This is a genomic window from Methylosarcina fibrata AML-C10 (assembly GCF_000372865.1).
GTDB lineage: Bacteria > Pseudomonadota > Gammaproteobacteria > Methylococcales > Methylomonadaceae > Methylosarcina > Methylosarcina fibrata.
Map to the genome: position 1 here is coordinate 12,624 of NZ_KB889965.1, position 16,532 is coordinate 29,155.

Here is a 16,532-nt window from a genome sequence, read left to right on the forward strand (position 1 = left end):
CTGTCTTTCCTCGCTCGAAACGATAAAAATCGTTTCGGGCGAGGCGAGTCGTTTCTGTCGGCATTCCGGCGAATCGTTTCAAGAAATTCCTGACGACCTGTAATGGCCTAGGGAGTGCTCCGGCTGAGACTGGTTTGGAATTGAGCCCGGACAATTCCAGATGACACGCGGGAAATTGTCAGGCCAGGTAAACATTAAAATTGACAGTACGCCCAAATAGTGTCACTTTGGTGCAAATAATGTCACTTTTGCCCTACTTGCAACTGTTTGTGGTTTAAAAGCAAGCATTGCAATATACTGTCTGAATTAATTTTTCTTGAGTTCACGTCATTTTGACGATCAGGTTAATTTATTATTGAGAATTTTTAAATAATACGCCTGTTTGCGTCACATTAGAAAGCCATTTGGTATGATTTGGCGTGAAAATTGCTTTTTTTTAAAAGGAAGAGGATATTTTTTATGAGTCAAAATCGAAACACAATTGAATTGGTACGCGAGGTCGTGGAACGGGTAACGGGGGCCGATCTGTCGGGTACCCGCGTTGATCAACCGCTTGGCCTTGATTCAATCAATCGGATTACCTTGCTGGTTGAACTCGAACATGCACTCGAAAAGCCTCTGGACAGTGAAACGATGACTCCCGAAACATTCGAAAGCGTGAAAACGCTTGCTGAATTTATCGACAATCTGGGATAAGTCGTCATGTTTGAATATCTTCGTGCGGACATCCATAGAAAGCAGGAATGGTTTTTGAAGGAGAAGTCCTGGTTTGTCAAAAATATTCGGGTATTTCTTGAGCCCGGCACTATTGCCGTTATTGTTTTCCGGTATGGAAGATGGGTGAAAAACCTGAAGATACCGGTAATAAAGCAGTTTTTGAATTTATTTTATTTGCTTGGCAAGGCATTCGTCGTATTAGGGTTCGGAATTTATATTCCTGTCAATGCCAATATTGGAAAAGGCTTCACGATCCATAATTTTTCCGGAATTTTTATCTGTGAAGCCACGATCGGCGACAACTGCATCGTATTTCAAAATGTTACGATCGGCCACTTGCGGGGACAGCCTGAACCGCCGCGTCTTGGCAATAATGTATTTATCGGGGCAGGGGCCAAGGTGCTGGGAAGCGTCACTATCGGCGATAATGTCGCCATCGGCGCCAATTCGGTGGTAATAAATGACGTGCCGGATAATTGTACCGTATTGGGCGTCCCGGCTCGAATAATCTCTCGCGAAACCAACTGGATAACGGACAAGCTTGAAGGCCGTTCTATGAATTATTAGCGAATTCGTCAATTCGTATTTAAATTAAGAACTTGGATTTTTCAAATGTATCAATATAGTCGCGAAGATATTGCCAAAAAAATATCGCTTTCCGGAATAAATCCAGGATCTCCTTCCGCCTTTGCGGTTTTGCTTGATCCCGGAACTCTGGCTGTACTTGTTTACCGGTTCGGTCGTTTTGCTAAAAATGTACGATTGCCGGTGGTGGGCCATTTACTGAAGATTCTCTATTTTGTTTGCTTTTATTTGATCCAGATGCTCACAGGGATCAGTATTCAGGCCTATGCGGACATCGGGCCGCGGTTTGTCGTGATGCATTTTTCTTGCGTATTCGTGTTGGCGGAAAAAGTCGGCTCTGATTTTACCGTTTATGAAGGCGTAACGGTAGGCAATATCAGGGGTAAATCGAGATTGCCCATCATCGGTAATAATGTCACTCTTGAAGCGGGATGCAAGGTGCTGGGCGACGTGACCATAGGAGACAATGTGGTGGTGCGAGCCAATAGTTTGGTGCTCAGCGATATCCCGAGTAACTCCATCGCGCTAGGAAATCCGGCTAGACATACTCCCATGAAGCAAGACATAAATAATTCCGATCGGACCGAAATTCAACATTCATTAAAGCAGGAGATAATATGAGGCTTTTCGCAATTCAAGCGATGATCCGCCGTCTGGCGATTGGCGCAGATTTCAGAAGCGCAATGGCATCGATGGGAGGAGTGGGATCGACTGCATTGGCCCGGCATATCGGCTCGATTGCAGACAAAACAGTAAAGGAGCATGCCTATTCTCCTAGAGTTTTTGATCAATACGACAATATCAAGCTGGGTTACATTTACGGTAATCCGTACAACGCGGTGCTTTCAGTCTTTCGAAGAGGGTATCAGCACATGCATGTGCGTGCGATGAATGCGGATAGTGGAACTGAACCAAAGAATTTGGAAGGCATTTCATTGGAGGAGTTTCTGGCGCAGGGAAAGGACGAGTTTTACATGGAAAGGCAATTCGATAACTGGACCTCCGAAGTCAATCCGAAGCATCCCATCATATTGATTAAATACGAGGCGCTAGCCGATCACATCGGAGAAATACTTGATTTTTTCGGCACTAAGGATCCCTTCGAAGTCAAGGAGCGAAAATCGTCCTGGCTTGACCAGCCCGAATCGATTCGCAAACAGCTTGAAAAAGTATATGGGGGATTATTCGAAAAGGTTGAGGCTATGCCGTCGATTAAAATAATTTCTCCCAATAAATCCGCGTAAGGGATTTTGTGTAAAGATTGGACTAAACAGTAAATTTTGTTTTGGCGTTTTATTATTCGTTCAGCGAAGGTTAAGGGTGTACCGATTAAGTTTTACAATTCTTGACTTTCTAACTGCTTGTTATTTTGAATAACTATTGGGACGGGAATAAGGTACCGATATCGGCAAGGATTAATACTTAAAATAAGCAATATAAAAACCTTAACCGTGCTTTTATAACGTAGGGAAATTCTGAATAATTCGGCTCCTCTTGCCCCCTCAAGGCATAAAGGGATAAGTCGGGGCGAGGCTAGAAAAATCAGCCGGTTATCATCCTGATTTTAACCCTCTCGGCAAGCGCTCCCGGCGTGGCCAAGCCACAGGGATGGGGCGAATAGAAAACGCACGGAGCAGTTTTCTGCCTTGCTCCTGCATTCGCAGCCGTCCAGGAGGGAGAAGGAATTAATCGGAGCTTTCTGCTCGAAGCCGCTATCGCCGTTGCTGACAATGGAAGGTTTTTGTGTTGTTGTAGATTAAACCGTTTATCGGCATCCATTAAAACGCCGATGTTCAAGCGAATAATAAAAATGTCCGGAAATTTTCTGTCAGTCCTTCCGGTATGTCAAATTTTAATTATGGCAATAAGTTTTGATTAGTGCCTGAAGAAGCAATTTGGCCGCTTAATATGATCGTAATGTTGGCGCTGTATTCTAGCGCTCAAGTTTGATATTGGAATGTATTTCCATAGTAATCCGTACCAGATAAGCGGAACGATTAATTTTTTAAATCAAACCAAGGAGAGTTTAATGTCTATTCGAGCAACAGATTGCCATGCGGGTCGAAAGCTCACGATTGTGATGGTTGCCGCCTGTCCGTTTCCCGCCAATCACGGCTCCCCGGCGTCGATCCGGGAAATGTCGGAAGCCCTGGTGCGGCAGGGCCATACGGTGCACATTCTGACCTATCCGATCCGGCAAGACATTCCGGTCGAGGGCGTCGCCATCCACCGGGTGCGGGCGCCGTTTTTGAAATCCAACGAAATCAAGGTGGGGCCGGCCTGGGAGAAATTCATCTACGACCCGCTGATGGTGCTGAAACTGGTGGGGCTGATCCGGAAACACAAGGTCGACGTGATCCACGCCCACAACTACGAAGGCGCTCTGATCGGCTGGCTGGGCAAGCTGTTGACCGGCCGGCCGATGCTGTACAACGCGGTCAACAGCATGGCCGACGAGTTGCCCACCTACAACTTCATCAAGCCGCGGGCACTGGCGGTGTTTCTGGGCAAGCTGCTGGACGTGCTGGTGCCGAGAACCGGCGACTACGTGACCATGGTGTCGGACAGCCTGAAGGAATTCCTGCTCGACAAAGGGGTGGCGGCGGCGCGCCTGAAGGTGGTGCCGGCCGGGGTCAATCTGGACATGTTCGCGCACGGCAACGGCGCCAAAGTGCGGGCCAAGCACGGCATCGGCAGCAAGCCTCTGGTCATGTACACCGGCACTCTGGATCAGTTTCAGCGGCTGGATTATCTGCTGAAAGCGATGCAGCGCACGCTGCAGGAATGCCCGGACGCGATGCTGATGATCGCCTGCAACATCCTGCACAAAGGCCATCAGCAGGAGTATCTGGCGCTGGCGCAGGAACTGGGCATCGAGAAACGGCTGGTGTTCGCCTATCCGGTGGCGCTGGAGGATCTGCCGGACTATCTGGCGGCCGCGGACGTGACCGTGGTGCCGCGGCCCGAGTGTCCCGGCCATCCGGTCAAGCTGTTGAATTACATGGCGGCGGGCAAGGCCATCGTCAGTTTCGAGGGCGGCGGCAAAGGGCTGCACCACATGTTCAACGCCTATCTGGCGCCGGACCACGATCACGACAGTCTCGGCGCCGGCATCGCCTTTTTGTTGCAGCGCAAGGATCTGCGGGACATCCTGGGCGCCCAGGCCAAAATCACCCTGCAGGGCAATTTCGACTGGAACACCCTGGCCAAGGGCATCGAGATCATCTACCACATCATGCTCGAAGAAAAAGGCGCGGCGGGACGCGAGCAGGAGCTGGCGCGCTATCTGCGCAGCACCTATGAAATCCAGTACGTGGACCGGCGCCATAGCGATCAGAAGGTCAAGGACAGCGGCCGCAGCGGCGGCGACCGCCGCAAGGTGCAAAAACGGATCGATTTCCTCGAGCAAAGAAAAGTGGCTTTCTCCAATTCCGAACCGCTGCAAAAAGTCACCCAAAAACCCGACAAATCCAAGGAAGAAGCTGCTTGATGTGCATTTTCGGATCGCATGGAGAATTGATTCGCTCAGGCTGGATGCCGAAGGCGGATCAATTCGTTCCCAGGCGCGGTGGGAAAACGCTCTGGGACAACTGAATTCTCTACAAGAAAAAGCATGCCAAGTTATCGGTATTTTGAAAGAATGATGACTTAATGACATTAACCTGTCTGCCTCGGAAATTCGACGGTACGGATACTTTTCGAAATTTCGATCATGTCGGCATGACGTCGTGGTCTCGACTGCCGGTTAATGCGCTTATGGCTATCAAGCAGAATTCAGGCATGCTTGGCCATGCAGTTCTTCAGCACTAAGCTCAAGAGACAATCCGGCAGGATGAAAAAGGAGAACTGCTCTCCGTTCGTTATCTCTAATTAACTTCATTCAGGCCTGAATGCATCCTTTCCTGCCGGCGGCGGTTATGGAATTAGCGCACTAGCCGCTTCTTTAAAGTTATGCTATATTAACCACTTAATGATTCAAGCCACTGAATTTAATAATTCAAGTCACTGAGCCATGAAGTCTGTCATGGAAATTCCTTTGCACTGAGCCGACCGGCTCTGTAGCTGTGTGCGAACGGAAACAAATAATAATTTTAAGGGGGGATATTGAGTTTAAAGCTATTTCATTCGCTCGGCTTGTATTTTCCCATGGCCATTAATAAAGGATCGTCGCTCGGCGTAATAGTCCGCATTTCTTATAAAGTATTTACTATAGCCTCCAATCTATGAAAATGATTCGCTTTAACAGCAGCGGCAAAACGACTTATCTCCTAGCCCTTGCCGGTATCCTTTTAATATTTTTTGTTCTAGGGATGAAATATATTTTCGTCCATCTCAAAGAAACCAACCCTAAGATTGCAAAAGCGTTCTCCTCGCCGCTTCCTGTTGAAGTGCAGGTGGCACAAGGAGGAGGGATTGAAGAATTGATAGGCGCCGAGGTGGTCGCCAAGGCAAGCCAGTCGATCCCGATTCGTACCATGCTTTCCATCGGAAGGGTGACGAAAATTCATGTTCAACTCGGTCAGGAAGTTCGGGTAGGCCAATTGCTGATTGAAATAGACGATACCTTGTTAAAAGCGGCGCTGGCCGCGGCGGCTTCCCAACTGGAAAGCTCCAAAATTGAACTTGATCAAAGCCGGATAAAATTGGAGAGAATGCAGGAATTGTTCAGAAACAAACGAGTGACCGAAGAAGAATATCGGAAAGCGGTTGAGGAAAAGTCCACTAAGGAATTTAACTGGGCCAATGCCAATTATAAATATTCACAAGCCAAGTACGACCTCAGCGGTTGTCGTATCGAATCGCCTGTCGCCGGGGTGGTCACCACACTGGATCTCTATGAAGGCACCATTATAAAACAGGCAAGCGACTTACTGACTCTGAATGCCATCGATCCCATTTTATTAAACGCCAAGGTGAGTGAAGAAAGAGCGAAATCGGTCTTCGTAGGGCAGGAAATGGAGGTTTCCCTCCATGCTTTTCCCGGGCGAAAATTTAAAGCCAAAGTTGCAGTCATTCAACCCTCCGTTGACGAGGAGACTCACCTCTTTGAAGTAATCGCACGGCTGGAAAATCCGGATCTTGAAGTCAAACCAGGGATGAACGGCGTTGCTTATCTTAAAACGAATCGTCAGTCCATAAAAATACCCAGTATCGCGCTCATTTCATCGCAAGACGGTTCGGCTTCAACTTTTGTTGTCGATGATGAAAAGATTGCACATCTTCGGAAAGTGAAAACCGGATCAATCTCTCAGGGATATGTCGAAATCAAGGAAGGGCTTAACGAAGGAGACCGTGTGGTAGTGGTTGGACAAGCCTCATTGCAGGATAATGATAAGGTACGCTTTGGAGATAATTATGTTTCAAATTAGAACATCGACAGAAAAAGCATTATGGGTGGCCATTGCGTGGACAGCCGTCGGTGGCGGCGCCTATGCCGAAACGTTGCGTCTAAGTCCCGAAAAAGCGGTTGAAGAAGCGCTGTCAAACAGCAGTTCCTTAGCCGGAGCGAATGCCAGTATTTCGTCCTCGGAACTGGAACTCCAATCCGCCGAAAGAGGGGGGTTTCCAACCATCTCGGCGGCAGTCAGTTCCATGTACGGAAACGGCGCGCCTTACTCCTTCTTCTCGCTGAATCAATCGATTGATCGGGGAGAAGCCTTTCGCGTCGGTCAAAAAACGAAAGGGGGCTATGCCTCTGGCGCCTTGACTGTTACCGTTCCGGTATTCAAAAAAGGTTCTTTGTTCAATATCGACGCACCGGCGGTTCAACAGGCCGAGGCTGAAGCAAACAAAGCGCGCGCCGATAGTTTGGCTATGTCCGATAAAGTCACAATAGAAGTTCTGCAATATTATCTGGGGGTTCTTCAGGCGGAAGATGAAGTGGCCATTCATCAGCAAACCCATGATTCTCAATCGAAATGGCTGGACTATGTACGCAAGCGGGGTCAGGAAGGACTGGCCATCAAATCGGAAGAGCTCGCGGTCGAGACCGCTTTGGCAACGGAAGCGGCGAATTTGAACATCGCTCGCCGGAAAAAGGATCTGTACATGCTCAAGCTGAATATGGCAATGGGAAACGAAGAAACCAGGAAGCTTGAACTCGCCAAGCTGCCGGACGTGATTACCGATGTTCCCCCTGTACAGGAACTGTTGCAGCGCGCGTTAAACATTAACGGCACTATAAAATCCCAGGAAGCGGAACTGCAACTAGCGAAAGCCGAACTGGAAGACGTCAAAGGCGAGTCCTTGCCGACCGTTACCTTTGCCTCGTCCGCAATCGCAGCCAACAATATAGTGGACAACAATATAACAAGCTTTTATAGCGTCGGACTGAACGTGGCCATGCCGATCTACGATTTCGGGCAAAAATCGTTTAAACAGGACGCCAAAGAAGCGGCAGTGATCGAAAACAGTCACAAACTGGAAGCCGCGAGAGAAGCTCTCGTTCATCAGATTCATGGTTCCTACAATTCGTTGCAGGATGCCAAGGAACAGATGGAAGTCGACAAGAAGGAGATCGCTCATGCCGGACTGGTCGAGGAAGAAAGCAAGGACGGTTATGAAAAGGGATTTGTCGGACTGGATCAGGTGCTGGAGGATGAAAGCGACACTCTGAAGGCCAAATTGAAGCTGATAGAAGATCGTTACTTGGCCTGGGCCAATTACTACGACGTCATCATCACAACGGGAAAATTCGTTGCGTCTTCAAGATAGCTCCCGATCAATTATTTGAATCAGAGTCAGCATGACGACCCCAGCACGGAAGATACTAAGGAATTCTTTTTTTGGAATTGCCAGTGAGGCTATCGGCGGCGCATTATTATTTGTTGTTTTCATCTTTATTGCCCGGTTTTTAGGATCGGAGCAATTCGGGGTCTTTTCCTACATTCTGGCATTTGTGGGCTTGTTCCAGCTCATTGCCGATTTTGGTTTAACCAATGTAATCGTCAGGGAAATTTCTCGAGCGAAAGACAAGGCCGCGCACATCATGGGTGCGATAATTCCACTGGCATGGTTGTTTTCGCTATTAATCTTCGGAGTTATCGCTTTCCTTGGGAGTTTTTTTTCTCTCTCGGAAGAAGGATACAAAGCCACCCTGATCATGGGCGTAGCGGTTCTGACGACCTTCCATTCGGTTGCCTATGGTTCGGTATGCCGTGCTTTTGAAGAAATGGGATTTAATGCAGTAGGTAACGTGACTCACAAGATCGTGTTGTTCCTGCTCGTTTTAACCGCCATTCATTTCGAATGCACGGTAGTCGAAATAGCCGAAGCCTTTATGCTGGCCAACATTTATCAGATGATGTTTTTCTACATTGTCGTGAGCCGCCGCTATTTCAAACTGTCCTTGCGCTTCGATAGGCGCTATTGGCGCTATCTGATCAAGGAAGCTTTTCCGATCGGGCTCGCCATGATCTTTCGAAGGATCACTCTTCACGTCGATACATTGCTGTTGACCGCATTGTCGACGACGTCGTCCGTGGGGTTATTCAATGCCGCGTACAAGGTAATCCAGATGATCGACATGATTCCTTTTACATTATCGTTGCCTTTGTTTCCTCCGTTTACCCGCCTGGCCCTGGAGTCGCGGGAAAGGCTGTTCTCCTTCGTTACCCAGGCGCTGTCGTTTTTTATGGTGATTGCACTGCCTATCTGCGCCTTGATGATCATTCTGGCTCCCCAGATTGTGAATTTGTTTTTCGGAGCCGGATATCAGGAAGCCGCGCCGACTTTACGCATGCTTTCCTGTAGCGTCGTTTTTTTGTTCCCTACCGCGCTGTACATTTATCTATTCTCGGCATTGGGCCACCAGAAGTTTTATACGATAAGCTCGGCCATTTGCTTGATCACCAAGGCCGGTCTGGATGTGTGGCTTATTCCGTTGAAGGCCCATTATGGTGCAGCCATCGCCACGCTGAGCGCCGAAATCGCTTTTTTCCTCAGCGGCTTAATTTATCTGTGGCGGTTGGGGTATTTGTTGCCTTATTTAAAAATAATTTACAAACCCTTGTTTGCAGTCAGCATCTCCAGTCTCGCTTTGATGCTTGGACTCTTCTACGACAAGGAAAAAACGTTGGTTGTACTGATTGCACTGGTCTGTCTGTACGTCATTCTGTATTTACTGTTAATTCTGGCATTTGGCGCCGTTTCCCGCAGACAGCTAACCTTGCTCGAAGAAACATTGAGAGTGAAACATGGCACCTAAATATTGGCCGGCCTTTTCTCTGGCCAAGTTATTCTCGCTGTTCAACTCCGGTCGTTTTGTTCTGGCCTTGCTGGGGTTGCTGCTGACGCTCGCCGGCGGAGTCAGCGAATGGCTTCATTTTCCTCTATCCGCCAAAATCACCGGTTTTTCGATTCCCTACGGAGCGACAAGCGGGGCCGAAGAGTCGACCGTATTTTCTCAAGGGGCGGGCTTTTTAATTTTGATTGTCGGCGCCGTAGCTTCGGCGCTGATGCGGCGTGATGAAATGGGCAGAATATTATTGTCCCTCTCTTTAGTCGCTCTGCTGTATTTTCCTATTTATCTATTGTTTGTCGATACCCACTGGACGATCCAGTATATCCTTGAAGCCGACCAATATAACGGATTGCGTTCCTTCCTGGCGAAAAACTTCATCCCAAATACCGGGGTGGAATTCCCCACGACTTATTTGACGGGGTTCGAGTATCTCGTCGACCGTTTCATGGTGGTATTGGCCGTTACCAGTTGGGGATGGTATTTGGCCGGAATCGGCGTATTGATAGTTCTGTTCAGTTACCGGCCCATGCAGGAGAAAACCTGGAACGCTCTCGGCGCACTGCTCATGTCGGCCGGCATCTCGCTCGTTTTAGCGGTATTGATCGGCTTTAATGAAATATATGCGGATTATCGCCATTCCGAAGGGGATAGATTGTTGACTCAAGGCGCTTATAACGAAGCAATAGACAATTATGCGGCGGCCCTGGTCAACGATCCTGCATTGCAATATTCCGAGCTGTTCCTGTTGAATGTGTCCAGCGCCTATCTTTCGAAAGAAGGAAAATATCACCCCTTTGCCCAGGTTTACGTTTCTGAAGAAAACTCCAGGCGTCAGCTCCCTGTACAGGCGGCGCTTCATCTTGAATATTTTGTGGCGCACGAACCTATCGATTCCGTTTTTTTATCTCCCCTGTTGGCACATTCCGTACGAAAGCTGACTAAAATTTATCTTAAAAGCGGCGGAGAGTTTTATTCGAAAGGTCAACTGGCGGCTGCTTTGAGTAATTTCGAAAAGGCATTGTCGATCGATTCCAGCTTATTGAACGGTAATTTTTACCGGGCCAAGGTATTGCTTGATCTTAGAAAACATGAAGACTGTAAGGCGATTATGGAAAAACTTATCGACAAGGTCAGCAGAGCCTCCATCAAAGCCAATTTTTACAGTACCTTAGCCGAGTGTTTTGTCGGCATGGAAGATTACATTCGAGCCAGGGATGCGTACTCTTCTTCTTATAAACTGGATGACAGAGAGAATTATTGGGCGCTTAAAGGATTAAGCGGAACGTAGTAGGCATTATGGAAATATATCGCATTGTTTCGGGATTTCTTCCCGCCGGTTTCGCCTGGTTACGGCCGGTTTTAATCGTTGTTGCATTCAGCGTCCTGTTGGGTTGGCTGGATGCCAAGACCTCGGGGCCATTCAGAAACCGGACATATCTGGCCGAATGGGATAATGCGCACTGGATTGCGCCCAAAAAAGCGTCGGCGTCGGGTTATTACCGAACGGAATTGATGATCGACAGCCTGGCGACAAAAGCCATTCTGCAGGTTGCCGCTCCGGACCATTTCGAAGTGTACGTGAACGGTAAGAAAGCTGCGGCCAACAGCTTTACATCCATACTCACCACAGGTATTTACGATATCACCTCCATGCTCGACGTCGGGATGAATCTCATTGCGATTCGAGTCGTAAAAAAAACCTATTCGGGATCGGCTTCGTTAATCGTGAACGGATACTGGCAGGATTCCATAAACCATCGGCACAGTATTGTGACCGATACGGACTCATGGCGGGTATCCACCAAGCAGGAATCTCAAGCGGCGGGTGACGTTTCCTGGTATGACGAACAGTTTATCGACGATCAATGGGAAAAGCCGATTCCTTATACGCTGCAGGACAATGAGATCATTCAGGACCTGAGCGTTCCTCCCGAACTGTATGCCGAATTTCCCAAAGGCGAGTGGATATGGAGCCGGGATACCTCGGCGCTCAACGGGACTTTCCGCCGTCACTTCGAGCTGGACGGCTCCCGGATAGACAGCGCCTGGCTGGGCATTGCCACCAACGGTACCTACAAGCTGGCCGTCAACGATAATCTCCTGCTGACGGGCAGCCCCGGAAACTCCAATATGGATACGTTCAATATCGGGCGTTACCTGAAGCTGGGACACAATAACATTACCGTCGAGATTACCAGTCATCAGCCGGGTATCCGCTTGGCGGTTGCCGCTAGGGTATTGGTGGACGGGAAACCGGTCGAACTGTCTTCGGATCAAAACTGGCTGGCCAAATCCACGACTGTGCCTGCCGTACAGTCCGACGACGACTGGTATAAAGCATTTTTGCTGGGACCTATGGAGCCCGTGCCGATCAGTTATCAGCTCAAGGTGAAATCGGGCGTCTTGCGGGGATTGCCGGCAGTGCGCATCATGACCCTCGAAGTACCCGTGGGGCTGGCCATGGAAGAATTTTTCGATTTTTTTTGGCCTGCCAGCTTCATTCTACTGGTCAATATGGGATTGGCGCTGATTTTCGTGTCGTTTGTTGAAAAGCGGATGGTCATCGATAAGCTTCGTGCTCTTGAAATTTATGCCATTCCGAATTTTGTAGGGGCTTTGCTCATTGCTTTTGCCGTACTGATAAGCTTCGATGTGCGTATGGATCCTTCGGCCGTTTTAAGTGGCACGACTTTTTGGGGAATCTGCCTTATTATTTTGAGCTGGATAGCATGGCTGATGTTGGAGGTTTATTTCAAATCCGCCCACTTGGATGAACCACTACGCCGCTCCGGGAGACAATAGCCGTGAACCATTCAGAACGCCGATTATTTTTTTCGCTCTCCGAGGCACAAACCTTTGCGAACTTGTTTTTATCCCGGTTCAATTCGATAGACATACACTCGCGCTCCTTCCTGGATCGTATGAACCGGCTGGATCAGCGCTTATTTTATTGGCTCTCCGCCGTCCTGGTGCTGACCTGCGCCGCGTTGGCGCGGTTTAGTTCGATCGACATACGTTCCCTTACTTTGGATGAAAGCACCATTGTCGTTTTTGCCCAGAGCATTCTGGAAAAGGGATATCCTTATGTTTATGTAGGCAGCATGGAGGTACAGTTGGCAACCTACGAGATAGTGCCTTACTTTATGGCGCTGTCGATCGGCTTGCTCGGACTGACCGACGTTGCGGTTCGTTTGCCTGCGGCTCTGTTCGGGCTCGGCACCACTTATCTCATCTTCGCTACCGCTTGGCGATGGTTCGACTGGCGCGTCGCGATTTTGGCCAGCGTACTCTACGCTTTATCTCCCTGGGCCATTTTCTGGGCTACGAACGCCTTTCATCCTTCGCAAATGCAATTCTTTGCGATGCTGACCATCATTCAGGCTCACAAAATTATTACTCTCGATAAGGTCGAGCCCCGTACGTATTATCTGACGACTTTTTTCTTTACGTGCTCTTACCTAAGTTGGGAAGGAATAGGCTTTCTGTTGCCGATTCTTCTGGTCGTCATCATCCTTATGCGCTGGGGAAACTGGGACTGGCTTAAAAACCGGCATGTCTGGATTGCTTCCGCAATCATTGTCTTTGTCGTGGTCGCCCAAGGCATTCGAAGAGTGCTGTTGCAGAAAAGCTATTTGATGGTAGGTTCGGGGCGAGGCGACGTTTCCTTGCCGGAGTTCGTTTTTACCAAAACTTATTACGATCCTTTCTTCTATATCAATGAACTCTTTACCCGGGAAGGCCACTGGGTATTGACCGGATTATTCATCGTCGGCATTTTCTACACGCGCAAAAGCATCAACTTTCGTTTCGTTTATTTGCTGACGATCGTTGCCGTCTTTTTCATGACCAATTTTTTGGGTTATTACAGCGCGCATTACATTTATTATGCTCTGCCGTTTTTGTTCATGGCCGTTGCGGTGGTGACCTTTGAATTATTGAAGTCGGTGACTTCAACGGCGTTCAGCGACACGCTCGGCGGCGGCAGAACGGCGCGCCGCCTCAGTTACTGTCTGCTGATCGCCATCGAAATAGGCTCCTCCAGCGCTTTTGGGCCCAAGCTATGGAGAAATTACGGCGATTTCAGCGACATAGGCCGCGGAGACATGAGGCCGGGTCTAGCCTCGATCGATTACAAAGGTTTGATCGAGACGATGGACAAGCTTTCCAAGCCTGGGGATGCCATCATCAATTTTGCCCCTTTTACATTGAGAAGATACATCAATAAATCCGGCGAATATTTTCTGCAGAATTATACGATGCAAAAACTGGTATACAACGCAGAAGGCACTTCGCCTTATTATCTGGATAAATACGCCGGAAACATCACCCTGCGGAGCAAGGACGAACTACTGGATGCATTGTACAATCACGAGCGAGTTTGGCTGCTTGCCGCTCCGTACCGGCCTCTGCGCGACATTCTGAATGCGGAAACATTGGAATTTATCGATAAATACATGACCCTGGTTGACGAAAGCTATGACGGCAAGCTTTATCTTTGGGAAAGATATTAACTTCCTCGATATCAAATGGTAACCCGGAGCGCCGGTAACCTTAATCAGAACCATCCTTTGACGCCGGCTTGTCGATAAGCCAATTCTGCGGGAACAAGATCGAATCTTCGGTTTCTGCCGGGACGGGGCTTGTTCAGCACGGTATTTCAGCCGCGGACGGTTGTTTTACTTCAGCCAGGTCTGGCTCAGGACTTAATCTATAAACGCAATTGCTCGGCCATCCGATCGAAATCGGCCTTTTCCAGAAACGGCAAGACGCCCAGCAGCGGGACATGAAGCTCCTGATGAATACGACCGATATTCTCTTCAATTTTTTTCATGGCAGGATCCGAACAGACAGCGATCCAGCCGGCGCAAGGCAAGGCCGAACGATTGATTGCTTCAGCGGTCAATACGGCATGATTGATGCAGCCGAGCCGGATGGCGACGACGAGAATGACCGGCAATGCCAAAGATGTTGCCAGATCGCTGATATTTTGGCGGTCATTGATCGGCGAGTACCAGCCGCCGGCTCCTTCGACCAGGATGACGTCGGCCTGCGGTTTCAGTTCATGAAACCTGACCATTATTAAGTCCAGATTGGCCGGATTGTTTCTGCCCGCTAAATGAGGAGAAACCGGTAACGGGTAAGCGTAGGGATTGACCAGATCGTAGTCCAGTTCGACGCTGGCATTGGCCTGTATCAGCAGGGCGTCGTCATTGACCGGTTTGCCGTTTTTCAGAGTGCAGCCTGAAGCGACCGGTTTCATCCCGGCGACCGTTTGGCCTTTGTTTTTAAAATGGCGCATGAGCGCGACGGTGGCCCAGGTTTTGCCGACATCGGTGTCCGTGCCCGTGATGAAATAGCCGACTTTCATGGCGTTAACCTCGCGCTGCAACCTGAATGATTTCGAAGCTTGCCGGGATCCGTCCTTCTACCCGATACGGTTCATACGCCTTGATCATGCCTTGCATTTGAGCTTTCGTGGTGAAACGCCGGTTGCGGCCGCTGTTGACGTTATGAGCGCCGATCTGTTTGAGTTCTTTCATCAGCGCATGGACCGATTCATAGTGAGATAAATGCAATCGGCTGGCAATTTTCAGATCGGTAAAGCCCGCTTGCTCAAGAAGTCGCCGTATCTCCGATGGATCATGAAATTCGTTGACGTGACTGTACGCGTCGACGCTCGCCCAGGCGCTCTTTAACTCCCGCAGAGTGTCCGCCCCGAAGGTCGAGAAGACCAGAGGGCTTCCCGGTTTCAGAATCCGTTTGAAATCGTATAAAACCTTTTCGAAAGAATTACACCATTGCAAGGCAAGATTGGAGAACAAGCCGTCCAGGGAGTGATCGGCAACCGGCAAAGATTCCGCGTCGGCGCATAGACAAGCCAGTTTCCGTTGGTTTCTGTCCGGTATGCTCGGCGACAGTTTGCAACGCGTCATCTGGAGCATGGTATAGGCCAGATCGAGTGCGATGATCGTTTCCGTTTCGGACTGGCGGCTCCATAATTCTCCGGTCAGAAAACCGGTGCCGCAACCCAAATCGAGAATCGTTCCCGAAAGACGGACGCTGCCGGCAAAGTCCAGCAAATCCTTTCCGACCGCCCGCTGCAATTGAGCGACGCCGTCGTAGCGGGCGGCGGCGGCCCCGAAGGACTGTTTAATTTTGGCTTTATCCAGCAAGGTAGTCATGATTGATCCATAAAGCGCGAAATGATCGCTGCCAGCTCGGAGGGATGGGACAGGAAAGGAACGTGCCCCGCCTGATCGAGCACGGATAACCGCAACGACGGCAGGAGCTGTTGCATTTTGACGCCGGCATCGGCCGGAACCAGGGTGTCTTTGCCGCCGAACACAGCCAGAGCAGGGATCTTCAATTCGGCTAAAACCGGCCTCAGATCGGCTTCCCTTAAAATACGCAGGCCCTGTCTGAGCGTTTCAAGATCCGGAGGCTCGCGGCTGTAGACTGCGGTTTTCAGTTCTTTCAGCAACGTTCTGGCATCCGCCAGGCCGTGAACCTGCAATGCCAGGAAATTGAAGAGGGTGGATTGAGCATTGTTGGCAAAGCGATCGGAAAAGGTAGCGAGCAATTGCGCATCCATGCCGGGCCAGGCGCCGCTTGCAGGTGCCTGCTCACCGATCGGGCTGTAATAAGCGCGGGTGAACCGCGGATTGCCCGCCAGCAAAATGAGCGAGCCGACCCGCTCGGGGAACCGTCCGGCCAGATCGAGAACCACGGTCGCACCCAGAGACCAGCCAAGCCAACAGCATTGCGGATCCTCGATCGCAGCGCTCAGCGCCGTGCTGATTTCCTTTAATGAAAACGGCGATACTGGCCGGCTAAGGCCGTGTCCGGGTAAATCGATACAGGTCACCCGGTAGCGTTCCGCCAGTTGTTCGGCAAATGTTTGCCAGATGGCGCTGTGCATGGCCCAGCCGTGCACCAGTACGATGGGTTTGCCTTGACCGAAAGTTTGTTGAAATATCGTTGTCATCAA

The 16,532-nt window shown here is 49.6% G+C and carries 14 protein-coding genes; 11 read left to right on the forward strand and 3 right to left on the reverse strand.

Going from position 1 to position 16,532, the window contains the following annotated elements; translation table 11 throughout:
• Positions 1-459 precede the first annotated feature (459 nt).
• From A3OW_RS0100070 to A3OW_RS0100120, 11 genes are all read left to right on the forward strand, one after another.
• The gene (locus A3OW_RS0100070) at positions 460-696 is read left to right on the forward strand and encodes an acyl carrier protein (protein ID WP_020561396.1); all 237 of its coding nucleotides are present in this window, start codon (positions 460-462) and stop codon (positions 694-696) included.
• A gap of 6 nt (positions 697-702) precedes the next feature.
• Positions 703-1,284: a serine O-acetyltransferase gene (locus A3OW_RS0100075; protein ID WP_020561397.1), complete on the forward strand. Its 582-nt coding sequence runs from the start codon at positions 703-705 to the stop codon at positions 1,282-1,284.
• Positions 1,285-1,329: 45 nt separating this feature from the next.
• The gene (locus A3OW_RS23630) at positions 1,330-1,923 is read left to right on the forward strand and encodes a serine O-acetyltransferase (protein ID WP_051091776.1); all 594 of its coding nucleotides are present in this window, start codon (positions 1,330-1,332) and stop codon (positions 1,921-1,923) included.
• Positions 1,920-2,546, forward strand: a complete 627-nt coding sequence (locus tag A3OW_RS0100085; RefSeq protein WP_020561399.1) for a beta/alpha barrel domain-containing protein — start codon at positions 1,920-1,922, stop codon at positions 2,544-2,546. Before A3OW_RS23630 ends, A3OW_RS0100085 begins: the two co-directional genes overlap by 4 nt.
• 785 nt (positions 2,547-3,331) lie before the next feature.
• On the forward strand, positions 3,332-4,792 hold the full coding sequence (locus tag A3OW_RS0100090) for a glycosyltransferase family 4 protein (protein ID WP_157385746.1): 1,461 nt from the start codon (positions 3,332-3,334) through the stop codon (positions 4,790-4,792).
• A 733-nt stretch (positions 4,793-5,525) separates the two neighbouring features.
• The gene (locus A3OW_RS0100095) at positions 5,526-6,671 is read left to right on the forward strand and encodes an efflux RND transporter periplasmic adaptor subunit (protein WP_020561401.1); all 1,146 of its coding nucleotides are present in this window, start codon (positions 5,526-5,528) and stop codon (positions 6,669-6,671) included.
• Entirely contained in the window at positions 6,658-8,016 is a 1,359-nt protein-coding gene (locus A3OW_RS0100100) for a TolC family protein (protein WP_020561402.1), read from the forward strand. Before A3OW_RS0100095 ends, A3OW_RS0100100 begins: the two co-directional genes overlap by 14 nt.
• Before the next feature lie 31 nt (positions 8,017-8,047).
• Positions 8,048-9,508 carry a flippase gene (locus A3OW_RS0100105; RefSeq protein WP_083918102.1) on the forward strand — a complete coding sequence of 487 codons (1,461 nt, stop codon included), beginning with the start codon at positions 8,048-8,050 and terminating at the stop codon, positions 9,506-9,508.
• Positions 9,498-10,832: a tetratricopeptide repeat protein gene (locus A3OW_RS0100110; RefSeq protein ID WP_020561404.1), complete on the forward strand. Its 1,335-nt coding sequence runs from the start codon at positions 9,498-9,500 to the stop codon at positions 10,830-10,832. Before A3OW_RS0100105 ends, A3OW_RS0100110 begins: the two co-directional genes overlap by 11 nt.
• An 8-nt stretch (positions 10,833-10,840) precedes the next feature.
• A complete protein-coding gene (locus tag A3OW_RS0100115) occupies positions 10,841-12,346 on the forward strand; it encodes a hypothetical protein (RefSeq protein WP_020561405.1) in 1,506 nt (501 codons plus the stop codon).
• Between the two features lie 119 nt (positions 12,347-12,465).
• Positions 12,466-14,055 (forward strand): glycosyltransferase family 39 protein, encoded by a 1,590-nt coding sequence (locus tag A3OW_RS0100120; RefSeq protein WP_020561406.1) that lies wholly within the window; start codon positions 12,466-12,468, stop codon positions 14,053-14,055.
• Positions 14,056-14,252: 197 nt separating this feature from the next.
• On the opposite strand, the gene bioD is transcribed toward A3OW_RS0100120, so the two are convergent.
• Genes bioD through bioH form a run of 3 tightly spaced genes read right to left on the reverse strand, consistent with a single transcriptional unit; the run spans position 14,253 to position 16,529 of the window.
• Complete coding sequence (gene bioD / locus A3OW_RS0100125; protein ID WP_026223214.1) at positions 14,253-14,912, reverse strand: dethiobiotin synthase; 660 nt, start codon at positions 14,910-14,912, stop codon at positions 14,253-14,255.
• 4 nt (positions 14,913-14,916) lie between these two features.
• Entirely contained in the window at positions 14,917-15,726 is an 810-nt protein-coding gene (bioC, locus tag A3OW_RS0100130) for a malonyl-ACP O-methyltransferase BioC (RefSeq protein ID WP_020561408.1), read from the reverse strand.
• Complete coding sequence (gene bioH, locus A3OW_RS0100135; RefSeq protein WP_020561409.1) at positions 15,723-16,529, reverse strand: pimeloyl-ACP methyl ester esterase BioH; 807 nt, start codon at positions 16,527-16,529, stop codon at positions 15,723-15,725. Before bioH ends, bioC begins: the two co-directional genes overlap by 4 nt.
• Positions 16,530-16,532: the final 3 nt, after the last annotated feature.

What these genes read in the sequence shown, in the direction of transcription:
- A3OW_RS0100070 (WP_020561396.1), top strand. Translation starts at nt 460, where the DNA reads ATGAGTCAAAATCGAAACACAATTGAATTGGTACGCGAGGTCGTGGAA.
- A3OW_RS0100075 (WP_020561397.1), top strand. Translation starts at nt 703, where the DNA reads ATGTTTGAATATCTTCGTGCGGACATCCATAGAAAGCAGGAATGGTTT.
- A3OW_RS23630 (WP_051091776.1), top strand. Translation starts at nt 1,330, where the DNA reads ATGTATCAATATAGTCGCGAAGATATTGCCAAAAAAATATCGCTTTCC.
- A3OW_RS0100085 (WP_020561399.1), top strand. Translation starts at nt 1,920, where the DNA reads ATGAGGCTTTTCGCAATTCAAGCGATGATCCGCCGTCTGGCGATTGGC.
- A3OW_RS0100090 (WP_157385746.1), top strand. Translation starts at nt 3,332, where the DNA reads ATGTCTATTCGAGCAACAGATTGCCATGCGGGTCGAAAGCTCACGATT.
- A3OW_RS0100095 (WP_020561401.1), top strand. Translation starts at nt 5,526, where the DNA reads ATGAAAATGATTCGCTTTAACAGCAGCGGCAAAACGACTTATCTCCTA.
- A3OW_RS0100100 (WP_020561402.1), top strand. Translation starts at nt 6,658, where the DNA reads ATGTTTCAAATTAGAACATCGACAGAAAAAGCATTATGGGTGGCCATT.
- A3OW_RS0100105 (WP_083918102.1), top strand. Translation starts at nt 8,048, where the DNA reads ATGACGACCCCAGCACGGAAGATACTAAGGAATTCTTTTTTTGGAATT.
- A3OW_RS0100110 (WP_020561404.1), top strand. Translation starts at nt 9,498, where the DNA reads ATGGCACCTAAATATTGGCCGGCCTTTTCTCTGGCCAAGTTATTCTCG.
- A3OW_RS0100115 (WP_020561405.1), top strand. Translation starts at nt 10,841, where the DNA reads ATGGAAATATATCGCATTGTTTCGGGATTTCTTCCCGCCGGTTTCGCC.
- A3OW_RS0100120 (WP_020561406.1), top strand. Translation starts at nt 12,466, where the DNA reads ATGAACCGGCTGGATCAGCGCTTATTTTATTGGCTCTCCGCCGTCCTG.
- bioD (WP_026223214.1), bottom strand. Translation starts at nt 14,912, where the DNA reads ATGAAAGTCGGCTATTTCATCACGGGCACGGACACCGATGTCGGCAAA.
- bioC (WP_020561408.1), bottom strand. Translation starts at nt 15,726, where the DNA reads ATGACTACCTTGCTGGATAAAGCCAAAATTAAACAGTCCTTCGGGGCC.
- bioH (WP_020561409.1), bottom strand. Translation starts at nt 16,529, where the DNA reads ATGACAACGATATTTCAACAAACTTTCGGTCAAGGCAAACCCATCGTA.